We start from the raw sequence: 16,382 nt of genomic DNA on the forward strand, positions 1-16,382 counted from the left end.
GCACGAACCAAATATGTCCAGTAATACTGTCGCCGAGTTCGCCACCGAACTCAAAAAATCGCCTGAAACCCTGCTCGACCAGCTCAAGGCTGCGGGCGTGGGCAAGGCTGCCCCGTCTGACGTGTTGACCGAGTCAGACAAGCAAAAGCTGCTTGTCTATCTGCAAGCCAGCCATGGCACCGCTTCGGCCGACCGCAAGAAGATCACGATGGTGAAAAAATCCACCAGCGAAATCAAGCAGGCGGATGCGACCGGCAAGGCACGCACCATCCAGGTGGAAGTGCGCAAAAAACGCACATTCATCCAGCGTGATGACGAGGTCGAAAGCCCTGTGGAGTCTGTCGCGGCGTCTTCAGTGGCTGAGCCCGCAGTGTCTAGCGAAGACCAGGAGCTGTCTCGCCGCGAGGAAGAGGCGCGTCGCCAGGCCGAGTTGATTCGCCGCCAGGAGGCCGAACTGGCCGAAAAGCGTGCTGAGCGCGAAGCACGCGAAACGCGTGAGCGTGAAGCCGAAGAGCGTGCCGCAGCCTACGCAGCCCAGGAGGCCGGTAAGAAGGCCCAGGCCTCCGCAGTGAAGCAAGAAGCGACCCGCGAGCAGGCTGCCGAGGCAGCAGCGCGCAACGCCGCGCAGGTGGAGGCTCGCGAAAAGGCCGCCGCTGAGTCCAAGGCGCGCTCCGACGAAGAGGCGGCCCGTGCTGCTGATCTGGACGCCCGTCGCCGCAAGGCCGAGGCCGAAGCCGCTGCCATTCGCTCCATGATGGCCACGCCCAAGAAGGCGGTCATGGTGGCCAAGAAGCCTGAAGAACCCAAGCCTGTGGCTAAAGCAGCCCCTGCGGGAGACGCCAAAAAGGGCACGTTGCACAAACCCGCTGTGGGTACGGGGGTGGCGCGCGCTGGTGCGCCAGCGGCTGCAGGCGCAGGCGCCGGTGCCCCCGGTGCAGGCAAGGAAGTCAAATCTGCCAAGCTGTCTTCCAGCTGGGCGGGCGACACGGCCAAGAAGAAAGAAATCAAGACCCGCGGCGATAGCAGTGGCGGTGTCGGGCGTAACAACTGGCGCGGTGGCCCACGTGGCCGTCGTGGCGACAACCGCGATCAACGTGACGATCACCACCAGTCCGCACCGGTGGAAGCGCGCATTATTGAAGTGCACGTGCCCGAAACGATCACGGTGGCAGAGCTGGCGCACAAGATGTCGATCAAGGCGTCTGAAGTCATCAAGACGCTGATGAAGATGGGCCAGATGGTCACCATCAATCAGCCTCTCGATCAGGACACCGCCATGATCGTGGTGGAGGAAATGGGGCACAAGGCCCTGGTGGCTGCGCTCGACGATCCGGAAGCTTTCGCTGACGAAGAGGCCGCACATCAGAACATTGAAGTGCTGCCACGCGCTCCTGTGGTGACCGTGATGGGTCACGTCGACCACGGCAAGACCTCGCTGCTCGACTACATTCGCCGTGCCAAGGTCGCAGCGGGCGAAGCGGGCGGCATTACGCAGCACATTGGTGCCTACCACGTGGAAACTCCACGCGGCATGGTGTCGTTCCTTGATACCCCCGGTCACGAGGCCTTCACGGCCATGCGTGCCCGTGGTGCCCAGGCCACCGACATCGTAATTCTGGTGGTGGCGGCGGACGATGGTGTCATGCCCCAGACCCGTGAGGCTATCAAGCACGCCAAGGCTGCTGGCGTTCCCATCGTGGTTGCCATCACCAAGGCCGACAAGCCCGATGCCAATCTTGAACGCGTCAAGCAGGAGCTGGTGGTCGAGCAGGTGGTGCCTGAAGAATACGGTGGTGACTCGCCTTTTATTGCCGTGTCTTCCAAGACCGGCATGGGCATCGACGACCTGTTGGAACAGGTGCTGCTGCAGGCTGAAGTGATGGAACTCAAGGCGCCGGTGGATGCACTGGCCAAGGGCCTTGTCATCGAAGCGCAGCTCGACAAGGGCCGTGGTCCTGTGGCCACCGTGCTGGTGCAATCGGGCACGCTGAAGGTGGGCGACGTGGTGTTGGCTGGCCAGACCTATGGCCGCGTGCGCGCCATGCTGGACGAAAACGGAAAAACGGCCAAAACGGCAGGACCTTCGATTCCGGTCGAAATCCAGGGCCTGACCGAAGTGCCACAGGCAGGCGACGAGTTCATGGTGCTCACCGACGAACGTCGTGCCCGTGAAGTAGCTACCTACCGCGCTGGCAAGTTCCGTAATACCAAGCTGGCACGCCAACAGGCCGCCAAGCTCGAAAACATGTTTGCCGACATGACGGCGGGCGAGATCAAGCATCTGCCCATCATCGTCAAGGCCGACGTGCAGGGTTCGCAGGAAGCGCTGTCGCAATCGCTGCTCAAGCTCTCGACCGACGAGGTCAAGGTGCAGCTGGTATATACCGGCGTGGGCGGTATCAGCGAGTCGGATATCAACCTGGCGATTGCCTCCAAGGCCATCGTTATTGGCTTTAACGTGCGTGCCGATGCCGGTGCGCGCAAGCTGGCCGAAGGCAATGGCGTGGACCTGCACTACTACAGCATCATCTATGACGCTGTGGATGAGTTGCGCGTGGCGATGTCCGGCATGCTGGCTCCTGAGCAGCGCGAGGAAGTCATCGGCACGGCCGAGATCCGCACGGTGTTCGTGGCGACCAAGATAGGCACGATTGCCGGCTCGTACATCACGTCGGGCATGGTCCATCGCAATGCACGCTTCCGTTTGCTGCGCGACAACGTCGTTGTCTACACGGGCGAAGTCGATTCGATCAAGCGCCTCAAGGACGATGTCCGGGAAGTCAAGGAAGGCTTCGAGTGCGGTATCAAGCTCAAGAACTACAACGACATCAAGGAAGGCGATCAACTCGAGTTCTTTGATATCAAGGAAATCGCGCGGACGCTGTAAGGCTTCGACGAAGACGACATGGCTGCAAAGAAGTCCTCCACACCCAACCGCGCCTTCAAAGTGGCCGACCAGATCCAGCGCGATCTGACGGAGTTGATCGCGCGCGAGTTGAAAGACCCGCGCGTGGGCATGGTGACGCTGCAGGGCGTGGAGGTCACCCCTGACTATGCCCATGCGAAGGTGTTCTTCAGCCTGCTGACAGGCGACCCTGTGGAAACGCAGGCGGCGCTCAATCAGGCTGCGGGGTTCCTGCGCAATGGGTTGTTCAAGCGTTTGCACATCCACACGGTGCCCACGCTGCACTTCTTGTTCGACCGTACCTCCGAGCGTGCGGCAGATATGAACGCCTTGATCGCCAAGGCTGTTTCCTCGCGCGCTCAAGAAGACTAACCATGAACGCGCCACGCACCAGGGTGCAGCGGCGCCCTGTGCATGGGGTGTTGCTGCTCGATAAACCGCTCGGACTCTCGAGCAATGACGCCTTGCAGAAGGCGAAATGGCTGCTGCGCGCCGAAAAGGCGGGCCATACGGGTACGCTCGATCCACTGGCCACCGGGGTGTTGCCGCTGTGTTTTGGCGCGGCCACCAAGTTCAGCCAGTTGCAGCTGGATGCGCCCAAAACCTACGAAGCGGTGGCTTTGCTCGGCACCACCACCACGACCGGCGATGCCGAAGGTGACGTGGTCGAGCGCTGCGAAATCGCCCCCGATCAGCTGACCGTTGAACGCCTTGCCGCAGTGCAGCAGCAGTTCACGGGCCCGTTGAGCCAGGTGCCACCCATGCACAGTGCGCTCAAGAAAGACGGCAAGGCACTGTATGAGTACGCCCGCGCCGGCGTGACCGTGGAGCGCGAGGCGCGCAACGTGGTCATTCATGCATTAAAACTGGCGTTGGCCCATACAGATCAAGCGCAACCTGCTATCAAAATAATAGTGACCTGCAGCAAGGGCACTTACATCCGTACACTGGGTGAAGACATCGGTGCGGCGCTCGGATGTGGCGCCCACCTGACGTTTTTGCGCCGCATCGATACCGGCGGTATTGGTGTGGAGCGCTGCATCACGCTCGCTCAGCTCGAAGCCCTGCCCGAAGCAGAGCGCCTGGCCTGCCTGGAGGCGCCTGAATCGCTGCTGGTGCATCACGTGCGTGTCACGCTGGACAGCGACAATGCGGCGCGGTTCCTGTCGGGCGTGCGGCGGCGCGGGGACTGGCCGGATGCCAGCGCTGTCGCGGTCTTTGGAGAAACACCCCCAGCGTTGCTTGGGGTCGGTCACATCGTTGGCGGGGAGCTGGTGCCGGACAGGCTCCTGAGTCCGCTGGAAATTCAACAAATCTTGGAAGGCACGCCGCACCTGAAAGCCAGCGGTACATTGGAAAAACTATGACTAAACAAATCCGCAATATCGCCATCATTGCCCACGTTGACCACGGCAAGACCACCATGGTCGACCAACTGCTGCGCCAGTCCGGCACCTTCGCCGACCACGAAAAAGTGGTTGACACGGTGATGGACAACAACGCGATTGAAAAAGAGCGTGGCATCACGATTCTGGCCAAGAACTGTGCCGTGAGCTGGGAAGGCACCCACATCAACATCGTGGACACCCCCGGTCACGCCGACTTCGGCGGAGAAGTGGAGCGCGCGCTGTCCATGGTGGACGGTGTGGTGCTGCTCATCGACGCGCAAGAAGGCCCCATGCCCCAGACGCGCTTTGTGACCAAGAAGGCGCTGGCCCTCGGTTTGAAGCCCATCGTGGTGGTGAACAAGGTGGACAAGCCAGGTGCCAACCCCGACAAGGTGGTCAACGCTGCCTTCGACCTGTTCGACAAACTGGGTGCTACCGACGAGCAGCTCGACTTCCCCGTGGTGTATGCCTCGGGCATCAATGGCTGGTCTTCTCTGGAAGAAGGCGCACCTGGCGAACAGTGGGGCCCTGACATGTCTGCATTGTTCAACACCGTGCTCAAGCATGTGCCCGCGCAGACGGGTGACCCAGCCGCCCCGCTGCAGCTGCAGATCTCCGCACTCGATTTCTCTACCTTCGTGGGCCGCATCGGCGTGGGCCGCATCAGCCAGGGCACCATCAAGCCCATGATGGATGTGCTGGTCATGGAAGGCCCGGATGGCAAAGCCGTGAAGGGCCGTGTCAACCAGGTGCTGACGTTCCAGGGGCTCGATCGTGTGCAGGCGACCGAAGCCGGCCCTGGCGAAATCGTGCTGATCAACGGTATTGCCGACGTCGGTATTGGCGTCACCATCACCGACCCGGTGAACCCCGCGCCGCTGCCCATGCTCAAGGTGGACGAACCCACCCTGACCATGAACTTCTGCGTGAACACCAGCCCGCTGGCCGGCCGTGAAGGCAAGTTTGTGACCAGCCGCCAGATCTGGGACCGCCTGCAAAAGGAGCTGCAACACAATGTGGCCCTGCGTGTGAAGGAAACCGACGAGGAAGGTATCTTCGAAGTGATGGGTCGTGGCGAATTGCACCTGACCATCTTGCTCGAAAATATGCGCCGTGAAGGCTATGAACTGGCCGTGTCCAAGCCCCGCGTGGTGTTCAAGGACATCAATGGCGAAAAGCACGAGCCTATCGAGCTGGTTACCGCCGACATCGAAGAAGCCCACCAGGGTGGCGTGATGCAGGCCCTGGGCGAGCGCAAGGGCGAGCTGGTGAACATGGAGCCGGACGGCCGTGGCCGCGTGCGCCTGGAGTACCGCATTCCTGCGCGTGGCCTGATCGGCTTCACGAACGAATTCCTGAATCTAACGCGTGGTTCGGGCTTGATCGCCAACATCTTCGACAGCTACGAGCCGCATAAGGGCGATATTGGCGGTCGCAAGAACGGTGTGCTGATCTCGATGGACGATGGTGAAATCTTCACCTACGCCCTGGGCAAGTTGGACGACCGTGGCCGCATGTTCGTGAAGGCGAACGACCCGGTGTACGAAGGCATGATTGTGGGCATCCACAGCCGTGACAACGACCTGGTGGTGAATGCCACGCGTACCAAGCAGCTGACCAACTTCCGCGTCTCCGGCAAGGAAGACGCGATCAAGATCACGCCGCCCATCGATGCCACGCTGGAATACGCGGTGGAGTTCATCGAGGACGACGAACTGGTCGAAATCACGCCCAAGTCGATCCGCATCCGCAAGCGCCACCTCAAGGAAAGCGACCGCAAGCGCGCAGGCCGCTCCTGAGCGGGCTTGCCGGAGAGCGTCGCCTTTGTGGCGGCTTGATCCGGTAGCCGTTGTGCGCGCAAGGGCCCTTTGGTTCTTGCTGCGCGACCCGAAGGGCCACTGCATTGCGGTGGCCTTTTTTCCATGTTGCTCCCCTTGTCTTGCAGATTCCCATGTTGAAGCTCACGCATTCCCGCGCGGTTGTTCTGATGGTGGCGGTCACCCTCATGTGGTCCATTGCGGGTGTGGTCACGCGCCATCTGGAGCACGCTCGCAGCTTTGAAGTGACTTTCTGGCGCAGCTTCTTCACGGTGCTCGCACTGCTGGTGATTCTGCCGACCTTGCAGGGACGGACCGTGTTTGTGTCCATGCGCCACAGCGGCCGCTCCCTGTGGATTTCGGGTGTGTGCTGGAGCGTGATGTTCACCGCCTTCATGGTGGCGATCATGCTGATGCCGGTGGCCAATGTGCTGGTCACCATGGCGGTGGGCCCGCTGCTCACCGCGCTGTTTGCGCGTGTCTTTATCGGCCACCATATTGCCCCGCGCACCTGGGCCGCCATCGCCGTGGCGGGCCTGGGCATTGCGTGGATGTATGGCTCGCAAATGGCGGGCCTGCCGGTGGCCGGGACGCTGGTGGCGCTGTGTGTTCCGGTGGCGGCTGCCATCAACTGGACCGTGGTGCAGCATTCGCAGCGGCACGGTCACTCGGTGGATCTGGTGCCTGCGGTGTTGGTGGGGGCGGTGCTTTCGGTCATTGCCACTCTGCCGCTGGCCCTGCCGTTTCAGGCATCCTTGCATGACCTTGTGTTGCTGGCGTTGCTGGGCGTGGTGCAATTGGCGATCCCGTGTGTGCTGGCGGTGCGCTGTGGGCGCGTGCTCAAGGCCCCCGAGATGGCTCTGCTGGGTTTGCTGGAAGTGATTTTCGGTATCTTGCTGGCATGGGTGGGGGCAGGTGAGAAGCCCGGCGCGGCCGTGCTCACCGGCGGCGTGTTGGTCATTGGTGCGCTGGTTTTTAATGAACTGTTAGGTTGGAAGGAACAAAAATGACGGAGACGACAGGGGTATCTGAGGTCCTGAGCGAAGTGCGTGGACAGGTTGGTTTCATCACGCTGAACCGCCCGCGCGCGCTCAATGCGTTGTCGCTGGGCATGGTGCGGGCCCTGATGGGCACGCTGCTCGCCTGGCAGAACGATGCCCATGTGCTGGCCGTGGCGATCCGCGGCAGCAACAAGGAAGGCCCATTTGGCGCCTTTTGCGCAGGGGGCGATATTCGCTTTCTGCACCAGGCGGGCAGCCAGGGCAACCCGTTGATCGAGGACTTCTTTACCGAGGAGTACGCGCTCAACCACCTGATTCATAACTACGGCAAGCCCTACATCGCGTTCATGGATGGCATCGTGATGGGTGGCGGGATGGGCATCAGCCAGGGCGCTGCGTTGCGTGTGGTGACCGAGCGCACAAAGATGGCGATGCCCGAGACGGCCATTGGTCTGTTCCCCGATGTGGGCGGAGGGTACTTTCTGAGCCGCTGCCCAGGCCGTGTGGGTGAATGGCTGGCGCTGACCGGTGACGCCATTGGTGCCGGTGATGCCATCGAGAACCAGTTGGCCGACGGCTGTCTGCCTGCCGACCAGCAAGCTGCCGTGTGGGAAGCGTTGGGCACGCAGGGCTTTGCCAGCGGTGGCGCCGCCAAAGACTTTGTTGCTTCTAAATTAATAGCTGCTAACGCTTTGCAGTCAAGCGTTAGAGGCCAAATTGATCAATATTTTTCGCTTCCTACCGTGGGTGAGATCGTCGCTGCGCTGGAGGCTGCCGACACCGACTGGGCACGCGCCACGGCCGCTACGCTGCGCAAGCGCTCGCCGCTGATGCTGCATGTGGTGCTGGAGCAAATCCGCCGCGCCCGTGGCATGGGCCTGGCCGACGACTTGCGCATGGAGCGCGACATGGTGCGCCACTGTTTCTTTTTGCGCCCCGGGCAGAGCGAGACAGTGGAGGGCATCCGTGCTCTGGCCGTGGACAAGGACCATGCGCCGCAATGGAACCCCGGCCGCATCGAGGATGTGACGCCCGAGATGGTGGCGCCGTTTTTTGTCAGCCCTTGGCCGACCCACGCACACCCCTTGGCGCAGCTCGCCTGACGGTCAGCGCTGTATCTGTGGGTACACCGCGGTGGCCAGCGCAAGCAATTGCGCGCGAGACAGCTGCCCACTGAGTGCGTAGCCGAAGCCTGCATCCACCCAATAAAACCCAGGCACCGGGCCTTCGCTGGTGAACTGAAACGCTGTTGCGGGGGCGGGCTGCGCTGATTGCAGAGGCGGGTTTGTTGTCGACGAGCCAGCAGCCGTTGCCGCAGGGGAGGCAGCGGCGCCCGCCAATGCCCCCATATACAGGGTGATGCGCTGGCCCGCGCCATTTTGGTACATGAACTGCGCCCGCGCGCCGGTGTCGCCCGGCAACAGGCGTCCACCCACCAGCTCGTAGCCCAACGGGGTGAGCACGGGCACTTTGAGGGGCCTGTCGAGCCGTTTGGACAGCCACTGGACCAGATGGTCCTGCTGCGCGGCACCAACCTCGACGGGGTGGCGTACTTCGGGCTGGTACACGGCATGGGCTACCGCTGCCTGCTCGGCAAAACGCTGGGCCGTTGCCGCCACCAGGACACTGGGGCCACCAGACGCCGGTTTGCCGGACCCCAGCTGGAGGGTGCCGCCCGACCATTGGCCGTGGCCCGCCCATCCCAATGCAAACGCCATGAATACCGAGGCAGCCATGCCTCCCCAGCGCCACCGCTGCATTTGCTGCGCCTTGCGATGGGCCGTGCGCAGCGCGCTGGCCCGCAGCATCTCTGGCACTGGGGCGTCGAGCATGTCGGTGTGCAGTGCCTGTAACTGCTGCCGTTGTTTCTGCCACTGATCGATGGATTCGAGCGCAGCGGAGTTTCCCTGTAACTGGGTGCGCAAGGTGGCGGCCTCGGCAGGGGTGAGGCGGCCGTCTGCCAGGGCGTGCCACGCGGCTTGATCGTCGGTATGTTCCAACGGCGGGGTGCGTGGGGATACGGAGGGTGCGAGACGGTGGGTCATTTGAGTCGGCGCAAAGAGGCGGTACGCGCTGGCTGTTCCATCGGGGCTGGCTCGGGGCCTGGGGTGGGCGCAGGGTTGGGCGCAGCAGCTGATGGTGTGGTGTGATCCATCAGCCCGCGCAGGCGCGCACGGGCCCGTGACAGGCGTGACATGACGGTGCCCAAAGGGATCGAGAGGACGCGTGCCGTGTCCTCATAGCTCATGTCCTCCATGGCCACCAGCAGCAATACGGCCCGTTGCTCTGCGGGCAAACGCTGCAGGCAACGCTGCAGGTCCAGCGCGTCGTCCGTGGGGTTGGGTGCTCCAGCGAAATGGTCTTTGATGTCGTCGATGTCCACCGATGCCAACATCGGTGCGCCACGGCGCTGGTTGAGGTACAGGTTGTGCATCAACGTGAACAACCAGGCCCGCAGATCTGTGCCTGTGCGCCACAGCAGCCATTTGCTGCAGGCGCGCTCCAGCGTGTCCTGCACCAGATCGTCGGCGGCCCAGGCGTCACCGGTCAGCACCCGCGCATATCTGCGCAAGCCAGGCAATTGCTCGATGACCTGGTTGCGGTTCATGTGGTGGGCAGGGGGGGCTGCAGCCGTGCCAGCGCTTAAGGACGCGCCGCGTGCCAGACCTGGTTCACACCGTCGCCGGTCTTGTCGCCGGGTTTTGCGTCCTTGGCCCAAAAATACAGAGGCTTGCCCTTGTACGCCAGTTGGGTTTTTCCGTCGTCACGGGTCACGATGCTGTAGTTGCTGTCGGGTGCCTTGCTGGCCATGAGCGGCGGCCAGTTGGTGGCGCAAGGGCCGTTGCACACGGATTTGCCGCTGCCTGCTGCGTCGCGGTCAAAGGTGTAAAGCGTCATGCCGCTGGCGCCAACGAGTACGCCATCCATGGCCTTTACGGGCGCTTCGGACATGGCAGCGCAGCCAGCCATGCCAGCCACGGCGACGAGTGCTGCAGCCATCGATACAAATTTCTTCATGGGTTTCTCCAGGGTGTGGTGGGTGCAGGCGGGCACCAATGCTTGCCTTGCACCTGCATAAACACAGAGGCATGGCGGTTTATTCCCGTAGGTACCTAATAAATTCTGCCAGTTGACGGTTGGGGCTGTGCTTACTTTGGTTCGGCGTGTCGCCCACGCACCCGCATTGACCCCAGGGGGCTTGCGCTTGCATCGAGATTTCTTCGGGAAGTTCACCCAAGCAGAGCGGAGGGGTCAGCCCTGCGAGCATGCCGACGCCCGTCGCGCCTTGCTCCGTCCAGTCGTTCTTGCACCAGGGCATGCTGGACGGCCTAAGAACACCTACGACTCTATTGCAGCGTTCTCGGCCGCAGACTTCACCGAGGACCTCAAGAGCTTCGACGTGCCCAGGTTGGTCATCCACGGCGATGGCGATCAGATCGTGCCGATTGAAGCATCAGGCCGCGCTTTAGCCACACGGGTCAAGATGTGAGTTGAGTACAAGGGCGTGGCATAGGTAAGCGCTTCAAACTCGCCATTGCAGCCGGGGGTAAGGACGGGCCTGCAAAGCCCTTCTCATCAGCGGCTGCGGCTCTTCATGGCGCGCTCCACCTCGCGTTTGCCTTCGCGGTCCTTGATGGTGTCGCGTTTGTCGTGCTCGGCCTTGCCTTTCGCCAAAGCGATTTCGCATTTCACGAAACCATTTTTCCAGTGCAGGTTCAAGGGCACCAGGGTGAAGCCTTTTTGCTCCACTTTGCCAATCAGGTGCTCAATGTCGGCCTTCCTGAGTAGCAGTTTTTTGGTGCGCGCAGCTTCGGGGCTGACATGGGTGGAGGCGGTCTTGAGCGCATTGATCTGGCAGCCGAGCAGGAATAGCTCGCCCTCGCGAATCAGCACATACCCATCGGTCAGCTGCACCTTGCCTTCGCGCAGCGCCTTGACCTCCCAGCCGTGCAGCACCATGCCCGCCTCGTAGCGTTCCTCGAAGAAATAGTTGTAGGCCGCTTTCTTGTTGTCGGCAATGCGGGCAGTAGGATCGGGTTTTTTGGCCATGGGGAATTAGATGCGGCGCAAACCGGGAGTTGAAAGGCCTCCCTACAATTGTCGTGGTCTGGCTCACGTGATTCTAATTTCCTCTGGCAGTCGAACTTCGTTGACCGCGTTGCGATGGCCAGAATCCCTGTCTGCATGAAAACCGTCCAAAAGTCCGTCCTGATCTGGTATAGCCCTGAAGAAATGTTTGCGCTGGTCACTGGCGTGGAGCAATACCCCCAGTTTTTACCGTGGTGTGATCGCTCTGCCGTGCTTGAGCGCACGGCCGACAGCATGACCGCCGAGGTGGGTATTGCCCTTGGAGGCATCCACCAAACGTTTGTGACCAAAAATACGCACGAAGTGGGGCGGCGGGTGCAGATGCATTTGGTCAAGGGGCCGTTTTCACGGCTCGATGGTGATTGGCATTTTTATCCGGTCGGTGACGGCACGCAGCGGGCGTGCAAGGTCGAGCTGCTTCTCAACTACGGGTTTGCCAGTGCCGCGCTGGCCGCGCTCGTGGGGCCGGTGTTTGACCGCATTGCCGGGAGCATGGTCGATGCTTTCGTGAAGCGGGCAGAGCAGGTCTATGGCTGATAGGGCCCGGGGCCTGGCCCCTTTGCAGGTGACGCAGGTGATGCAGGTGACGGTGGTTGTGTGTGTTGCCCCGCGAGAAACCCAGGAGCAGGTTTTGCAACTGCCCGTGGGCTCTACAGTAGGGGACGCCCTGGATGCGTTGGGTTCGTTAGCGGCTATTGGTGGCGATACGCTGCAGTCGAAGAATCCAAGGCACAGTGACGCAGTGCCGCCCTCGGTGCTTGTGGGTGTTTGGGGCCGCGTTGTCGATCGCAATGTATTGCTGGGGCATCTTGATCGACTGGAGATCTATCGGCCACTGACCGTAGACCCCAAGGTGGCTCGCCGGGAGCGGTTTGCCCGCCAGGGCGCCCGAACCACCGGCCTGTTTGCGAACCGCCGGGACGGAGGTAAATCGGGTTATTGATGGCCGAGTTGTTGGGGCGCGTTCTGCCAAGCCGTGCCGGACATCCTCGCGCAGTGGGTCGCAGCGGATCAGCGCACGCAGTCTGACGCGACGATCCCGTCAATCCGTTTGGCTTCCGCAGCGCGTGCCGGTCCATCCAGGAATATGCGTTCGCCTTGGGCATTTGCTTGGGTAATGGGCTTGCCCGCATCAAACGCGGCCTTCGCAGCCTTTGCACGGGTGCAGTTTTCAGCCTTGGCCTTGGCCACCTTTTCGTCTTCTGCCTTCTTTTTAGCGGCTTCGGCGGCCTCTGCCTGGGCCTTCTTTTCTTCCAGCTCCTTGTCTTTGCCAGTGCCGGGAGCGCTGGCGGCCGGTTTGGGTGCGGCGGCCGCGGTTGGTGCCGCGTCCGGGTCCACCGGCACGGCTACGCGCGAACTGTTGGCGGGGCGGTTTCCGCCAGGCTGTTTGAGAACGTTCTTGTCAGGGATTTCCTGTGGTGGCGGGCGGTCGCTGAAGACCTTGCGTCCGTCCTTGTCGATCCACTGCCATTGGGCGGCTGCGCCCATGGCCCAGGTGCAGGCCACAGCCAGCAGCAGAAGCTTGTGCATTTTCATGCGAACGAGTTTATCCGTCCGGCTCGTCACCCGCCAGCGTATGAGCGCCGGGGTTGCCTTTGGACAACGCGTCGCTGGGGTTTCATGTCAGTGGGAATGTCGGCCGCAGGGCGATATATGACAAATGACGAGCGGATCTGATTTTCATATGGACCGCCAACTGAATGCGTGTGCCCGCTGCTGACGGCGCGTGGCACGGGTACAATCCGTTTTTTGGAGCTTTCTCATGCGCCTTCTTGGAAAAGCGCTCACCTTCGACGATGTGTTGCTGGTGCCAGCGTACTCCCAGGTCCTGCCCAAGGACACGTCCCTCGCGACGAAACTCTCCCGCAATATCCAGCTGAATCTGCCGCTTGTGTCCGCCGCCATGGACACCGTGACCGAAGCGCGCCTGGCCATTGCTATCGCCCAAGAGGGCGGTATCGGAATCGTGCACAAAAATCTCACACCCCAGGAGCAGGCTGCCCACGTGGCCAAGGTCAAGCGGTATGAGTCTGGTGTCGTGCGCGATCCGGTCGTCATTACCCCCGAGCACACCGTGCTCCAAGTGCTGGACTTGTCGGAGCAACTGGGGATTTCGGGATTCCCTGTGTGCGATGGTGGCAAGGTGGTGGGCATCGTCACCAGCCGCGATCTGCGCTTTGAAACCCGCTACGACGTCAAGGTGCATCAGATCATGACGCCCCGTGAAAAACTCATCACGGTCAAAGAGGGCGCTACGGCCAGCGAGGCGAAGGCGCTTCTGAACAAATACAAGCTGGAGCGGTTGCTGGTCATCAATGATGACTTCGAGCTCAAGGGGTTGATCACCGTCAAGGACATCACCAAGCAGACCAGCTTTCCCAACGCCGCAAGAGACCCATCGGGTCGCCTGCGCGTGGGCGCTGCGGTAGGTGTGGGTGAGGGCACTGAAGAACGTGTCGAGGCCTTGGTCAGGGCTGGTGTGGATGCCATCGTAGTGGACACCGCCCATGGCCACAGCCGAGGGGTGATAGAGCGGGTGCGCTGGGTCAAGCAAAACTACCCGCAGGTCGATGTGATTGGCGGCAACATTGCCACGGGCGCAGCCGCGCTGGCGCTGGTCGAAGCCGGTGCTGACGCTGTCAAGGTCGGTATTGGACCGGGCTCCATCTGCACCACGCGCATCGTTGCCGGTGTGGGCGTGCCGCAGATCATGGCCATCGACAGTGTGGCCACGGCGCTGCGCGGCACGGGCGTGCCGCTGATTGCCGACGGTGGCGTGCGCTACAGCGGTGACATCGCCAAGGCTCTGGCCGCTGGTGCCAGCACCATCATGATGGGCGGCATGTTTGCAGGCACGGAAGAGGCGCCGGGCGAAGTGATCCTGTTCCAGGGCCGCAGCTACAAGAGCTACCGCGGCATGGGCTCTATCGGTGCGATGCAGCAAGGCAGTGCCGACCGATATTTTCAGGAGTCGACCACAGGCAATCCCAATGCCGACAAGTTGGTACCCGAAGGCATCGAAGGTCGCGTGCCCTACAAGGGATCCATGGTGTCCATCGTGTTCCAGATGGCGGGGGGCATTCGTGCTGCCATGGGTTATTGCGGCTGCGCCACGATCGAGGACATGAACAACAAGGCTGAATTCGTCGAGATCACCACTGCTGGTATCCGCGAAAGCCATGTTCACGACGTGCAAATCACCAAAGAAGCGCCCAACTACCGCGCGGACTGATTTTTCAGCAACTACAGGCCCGAACCCACTTTCCAAGTGTTCGGGCCTTTGTCTTTTCCTGTCGCCCATCATGCCACACCAGAAAATCCTCATCCTCGATTTCGGCTCGCAAGTCACCCAGCTCATCGCCCGTCGCGTGCGCGAGGCCAACGTGTACTGCGAAGTGCACCCCTGCGATGTGACCGACGAGTGGGTGCGGGACTATGCCAAGGACGGCTCACTCAAAGGCATCATCCTGTCCGGGAGCCATGCCAGCGTGTACGAGGACACCACCGACAAGGCGCCGCAATCGGTGTTCGAGCTCGGCCTGCCCGTGCTGGGCATCTGCTACGGCATGCAGACCATGGCGCACCAGTTGGGCGGCAAGGTCGAGGGCGGCCACAAGCGCGAGTTCGGCTTTGCGGCCGTGCGCGCACGCGGCCACACCGCACTGCTCAAGGACATTGCCGACTTCACCACCCCCGAAGGCCACGGCATGCTCAACGTCTGGATGAGCCACGGCGACAAGGTCACCGAGCTGCCCCCGGGCTTCAAGCTCATGGCCAGCACCGATAGCTGCCCCATCGCTGGCATGGCCGACGAAGAGCGCCGCTTCTACGCCGTGCAGTTCCACCCCGAAGTCACGCACACCGTACAGGGCAGGGCGCTGCTCGACCGCTTTGTGCTTGGCATCTGCGGCACCAGCCCCGACTGGGTCATGCGCGACCACATTGCCGAAGCAGTCGAGCAGATCCGCCAGCAGGTGGGCAATGAGGAAGTGATCCTCGGCCTCTCCGGCGGCGTCGATTCGTCCGTGGCTGCGGCGCTCATCCACCGCGCCATCGGCGACCAGCTCACCTGCGTGTTCGTCGACCACGGCCTGCTGCGCCTGAACGAAGGCGACATGGTCATGGACATGTTCGTCGGCAAGTTGCACGCCAAGGTCATCCGCGTGGATGCGAGCGACTTGTTCCTTGGCAAGCTGACCGGCGTGAGCGAGCCCGAGGCCAAGCGCAAGATCATCGGCGGCCTGTTCGTGGATGTCTTCAAGGCCGAAGCCGCGAAGCTTAAGGGCGACGGAGCGAAGGGCGCCAAGTGGTTGGCCCAAGGCACCATCTACCCTGACGTCATTGAATCCGGCGGCGCCAAGAGTAAGAAGGCCGTCACTATCAAGAGCCACCACAACGTGGGCGGCCTGCCTGAGCAGCTGGGCTTGAAGCTGCTGGAGCCCCTGCGCGACCTGTTCAAGGACGAAGTGCGCGAACTCGGTGTGGCTCTGGGCCTGCCGCCCGAAATGGTCTACCGCCACCCCTTCCCCGGCCCCGGCCTGGGCGTGCGCATCCTGGGCGAGGTGAAGAAAGAATACGCCGACCTGCTGCGCCGCGCCGACGCCATCTTCATCGAAGAACTGCGCAACCACGTGGACGAAGCCACCGGCAAGACCTGGTACGACCTCACCAGCCAGGCCTTCACCGTCTTCTTGCCGGTCAAGAGTGTGGGCGTGATGGGCGATGGCCGCACGTACGACTACGTGGTCGCCCTGCGCGCCGTGCAGACCAGCGACTTCATGACCGCCGACTGGGCCGAACTGCCTTACGCGCTGCTCAAGAAGGTGTCGGGCCGCATCATCAACGAAGTGCGTGGCATCAACCGCGTGACCTATGACGTGAGTAGCAAGCCGCCAGCGACGATTGAGTGGGAGTGAAATCAGGTCCTTCGGGGACTATCGCTACTTATCGAAAATCCGTCGTAACGTGTTGATTTAAAAAGAAATACGTCACGGCAGCTATCGGTGACTATCGCCGGGCAGCGCAGCGGATTGACGGTAGAGGTGACGGTAAGAACCGAAGGCCGGATTAAGACCCCCTTGTTTACTATCGAGACCAAATCGGTCTTTGACGGTAAATCACTCCTCTGGAAAGCTTGTTTCATGCGGCTTTCCAGGCATCAGCAGGTCTCCTGACCCCTGAC

General features: G+C 61.9%; 16 protein-coding genes. 11 read left to right on the plus strand and 5 right to left on the minus strand.

Features of this window, described 5'->3' with window-relative positions; genetic code table 11:
• Window positions 1–13: 13 nt before the first annotated feature.
• The 6 genes from infB (at window position 14) to KI609_RS09435 (ending at window position 8,214) form a co-directional block, all read left to right on the plus strand.
• Window positions 14–2,887, plus strand: a complete 2,874-nt coding sequence (infB, locus tag KI609_RS09410; RefSeq protein ID WP_226449392.1) for a translation initiation factor IF-2 — start codon at window positions 14–16, stop codon at window positions 2,885–2,887.
• Between the two features lie 18 nt (window positions 2,888–2,905).
• Window positions 2,906–3,277 (plus strand): 30S ribosome-binding factor RbfA, encoded by a 372-nt coding sequence (gene rbfA, locus KI609_RS09415; protein WP_226449394.1) that lies wholly within the window; start codon window positions 2,906–2,908, stop codon window positions 3,275–3,277.
• Window positions 3,278–3,279: 2 nt separating this feature from the next.
• The gene (gene truB / locus KI609_RS09420; protein ID WP_226449397.1) at window positions 3,280–4,272 is read left to right on the plus strand and encodes a tRNA pseudouridine(55) synthase TruB; all 993 of its coding nucleotides are present in this window, start codon (window positions 3,280–3,282) and stop codon (window positions 4,270–4,272) included.
• The gene (gene typA / locus KI609_RS09425; protein WP_226449399.1) at window positions 4,269–6,092 is read left to right on the plus strand and encodes a translational GTPase TypA; all 1,824 of its coding nucleotides are present in this window, start codon (window positions 4,269–4,271) and stop codon (window positions 6,090–6,092) included. Before truB ends, typA begins: the two co-directional genes overlap by 4 nt.
• A 152-nt stretch (window positions 6,093–6,244) precedes the next feature.
• On the plus strand, window positions 6,245–7,120 hold the full coding sequence (locus tag KI609_RS09430) for a DMT family transporter (RefSeq protein ID WP_226449401.1): 876 nt from the start codon (window positions 6,245–6,247) through the stop codon (window positions 7,118–7,120).
• The gene (locus KI609_RS09435; RefSeq protein ID WP_226449403.1) at window positions 7,117–8,214 is read left to right on the plus strand and encodes an enoyl-CoA hydratase/isomerase family protein; all 1,098 of its coding nucleotides are present in this window, start codon (window positions 7,117–7,119) and stop codon (window positions 8,212–8,214) included. The genes KI609_RS09430 and KI609_RS09435 overlap by 4 nt, the downstream gene beginning before the upstream one ends.
• A gap of 3 nt (window positions 8,215–8,217) precedes the next feature.
• On the opposite strand, the gene KI609_RS09440 is transcribed toward KI609_RS09435, so the two are convergent.
• Genes KI609_RS09440 through KI609_RS09450 form a run of 3 tightly spaced genes read right to left on the minus strand, consistent with a single transcriptional unit; the run spans window position 8,218 to window position 10,129 of the window.
• Entirely contained in the window at window positions 8,218–9,156 is a 939-nt protein-coding gene (locus KI609_RS09440; RefSeq protein WP_226449405.1) for an anti-sigma factor family protein, read from the minus strand.
• On the minus strand, window positions 9,153–9,719 hold the full coding sequence (locus tag KI609_RS09445; RefSeq protein WP_226449408.1) for a sigma-70 family RNA polymerase sigma factor: 567 nt from the start codon (window positions 9,717–9,719) through the stop codon (window positions 9,153–9,155). The genes KI609_RS09440 and KI609_RS09445 overlap by 4 nt, the downstream gene beginning before the upstream one ends.
• Window positions 9,720–9,754: 35 nt before the next feature.
• Entirely contained in the window at window positions 9,755–10,129 is a 375-nt protein-coding gene (locus KI609_RS09450; protein ID WP_226449410.1) for a hypothetical protein, read from the minus strand.
• Window positions 10,130–10,397: 268 nt separating this feature from the next.
• On the opposite strand from KI609_RS09450, the gene KI609_RS09455 reads away from it, so the two are divergent.
• Window positions 10,398–10,601: an alpha/beta fold hydrolase gene (locus tag KI609_RS09455; protein ID WP_413463394.1), complete on the plus strand. Its 204-nt coding sequence runs from the start codon at window positions 10,398–10,400 to the stop codon at window positions 10,599–10,601.
• A gap of 86 nt (window positions 10,602–10,687) precedes the next feature.
• On the opposite strand, the gene smpB is transcribed toward KI609_RS09455, so the two are convergent.
• Window positions 10,688–11,161 carry an SsrA-binding protein SmpB gene (gene smpB, locus KI609_RS09460; protein ID WP_226449412.1) on the minus strand — a complete coding sequence of 158 codons (474 nt, stop codon included), beginning with the start codon at window positions 11,159–11,161 and terminating at the stop codon, window positions 10,688–10,690.
• Window positions 11,162–11,296: 135 nt separating this feature from the next.
• Here smpB and KI609_RS09465 point away from each other — a divergent pair, with 135 nt between their 5' ends.
• Both KI609_RS09465 and KI609_RS09470 read left to right on the plus strand, forming a co-directional pair.
• Window positions 11,297–11,737 carry a type II toxin-antitoxin system RatA family toxin gene (locus KI609_RS09465; protein ID WP_226449414.1) on the plus strand — a complete coding sequence of 147 codons (441 nt, stop codon included), beginning with the start codon at window positions 11,297–11,299 and terminating at the stop codon, window positions 11,735–11,737.
• Window positions 11,730–12,143, plus strand: coding sequence for an RnfH family protein (locus KI609_RS09470; protein WP_226449416.1), 414 nt, complete (start codon window positions 11,730–11,732; stop codon window positions 12,141–12,143). The genes KI609_RS09465 and KI609_RS09470 overlap by 8 nt, the downstream gene beginning before the upstream one ends.
• A 68-nt stretch (window positions 12,144–12,211) precedes the next feature.
• Here the strand turns inward: KI609_RS09470 and KI609_RS09475 are convergent, their stop codons facing one another.
• Complete coding sequence (locus KI609_RS09475) at window positions 12,212–12,736, minus strand: DUF4124 domain-containing protein (protein ID WP_226449418.1); 525 nt, start codon at window positions 12,734–12,736, stop codon at window positions 12,212–12,214.
• Between the two features lie 226 nt (window positions 12,737–12,962).
• Between KI609_RS09475 and guaB the strand changes: the two genes are divergently transcribed.
• Together guaB and guaA are read left to right on the plus strand one after the other, a co-directional pair.
• Window positions 12,963–14,432, plus strand: a complete 1,470-nt coding sequence (guaB, locus tag KI609_RS09480) for an IMP dehydrogenase (RefSeq protein WP_226449420.1) — start codon at window positions 12,963–12,965, stop codon at window positions 14,430–14,432.
• A gap of 70 nt (window positions 14,433–14,502) precedes the next feature.
• On the plus strand, window positions 14,503–16,116 hold the full coding sequence (gene guaA / locus KI609_RS09485; RefSeq protein ID WP_226449422.1) for a glutamine-hydrolyzing GMP synthase: 1,614 nt from the start codon (window positions 14,503–14,505) through the stop codon (window positions 16,114–16,116).
• Window positions 16,117–16,382: the final 266 nt, after the last annotated feature.

It is taken from the genome of Acidovorax radicis, from assembly GCF_020510705.1.
Classification (GTDB): Bacteria; Pseudomonadota; Gammaproteobacteria; order Burkholderiales; family Burkholderiaceae_C; genus Acidovorax; species Acidovorax radicis_A.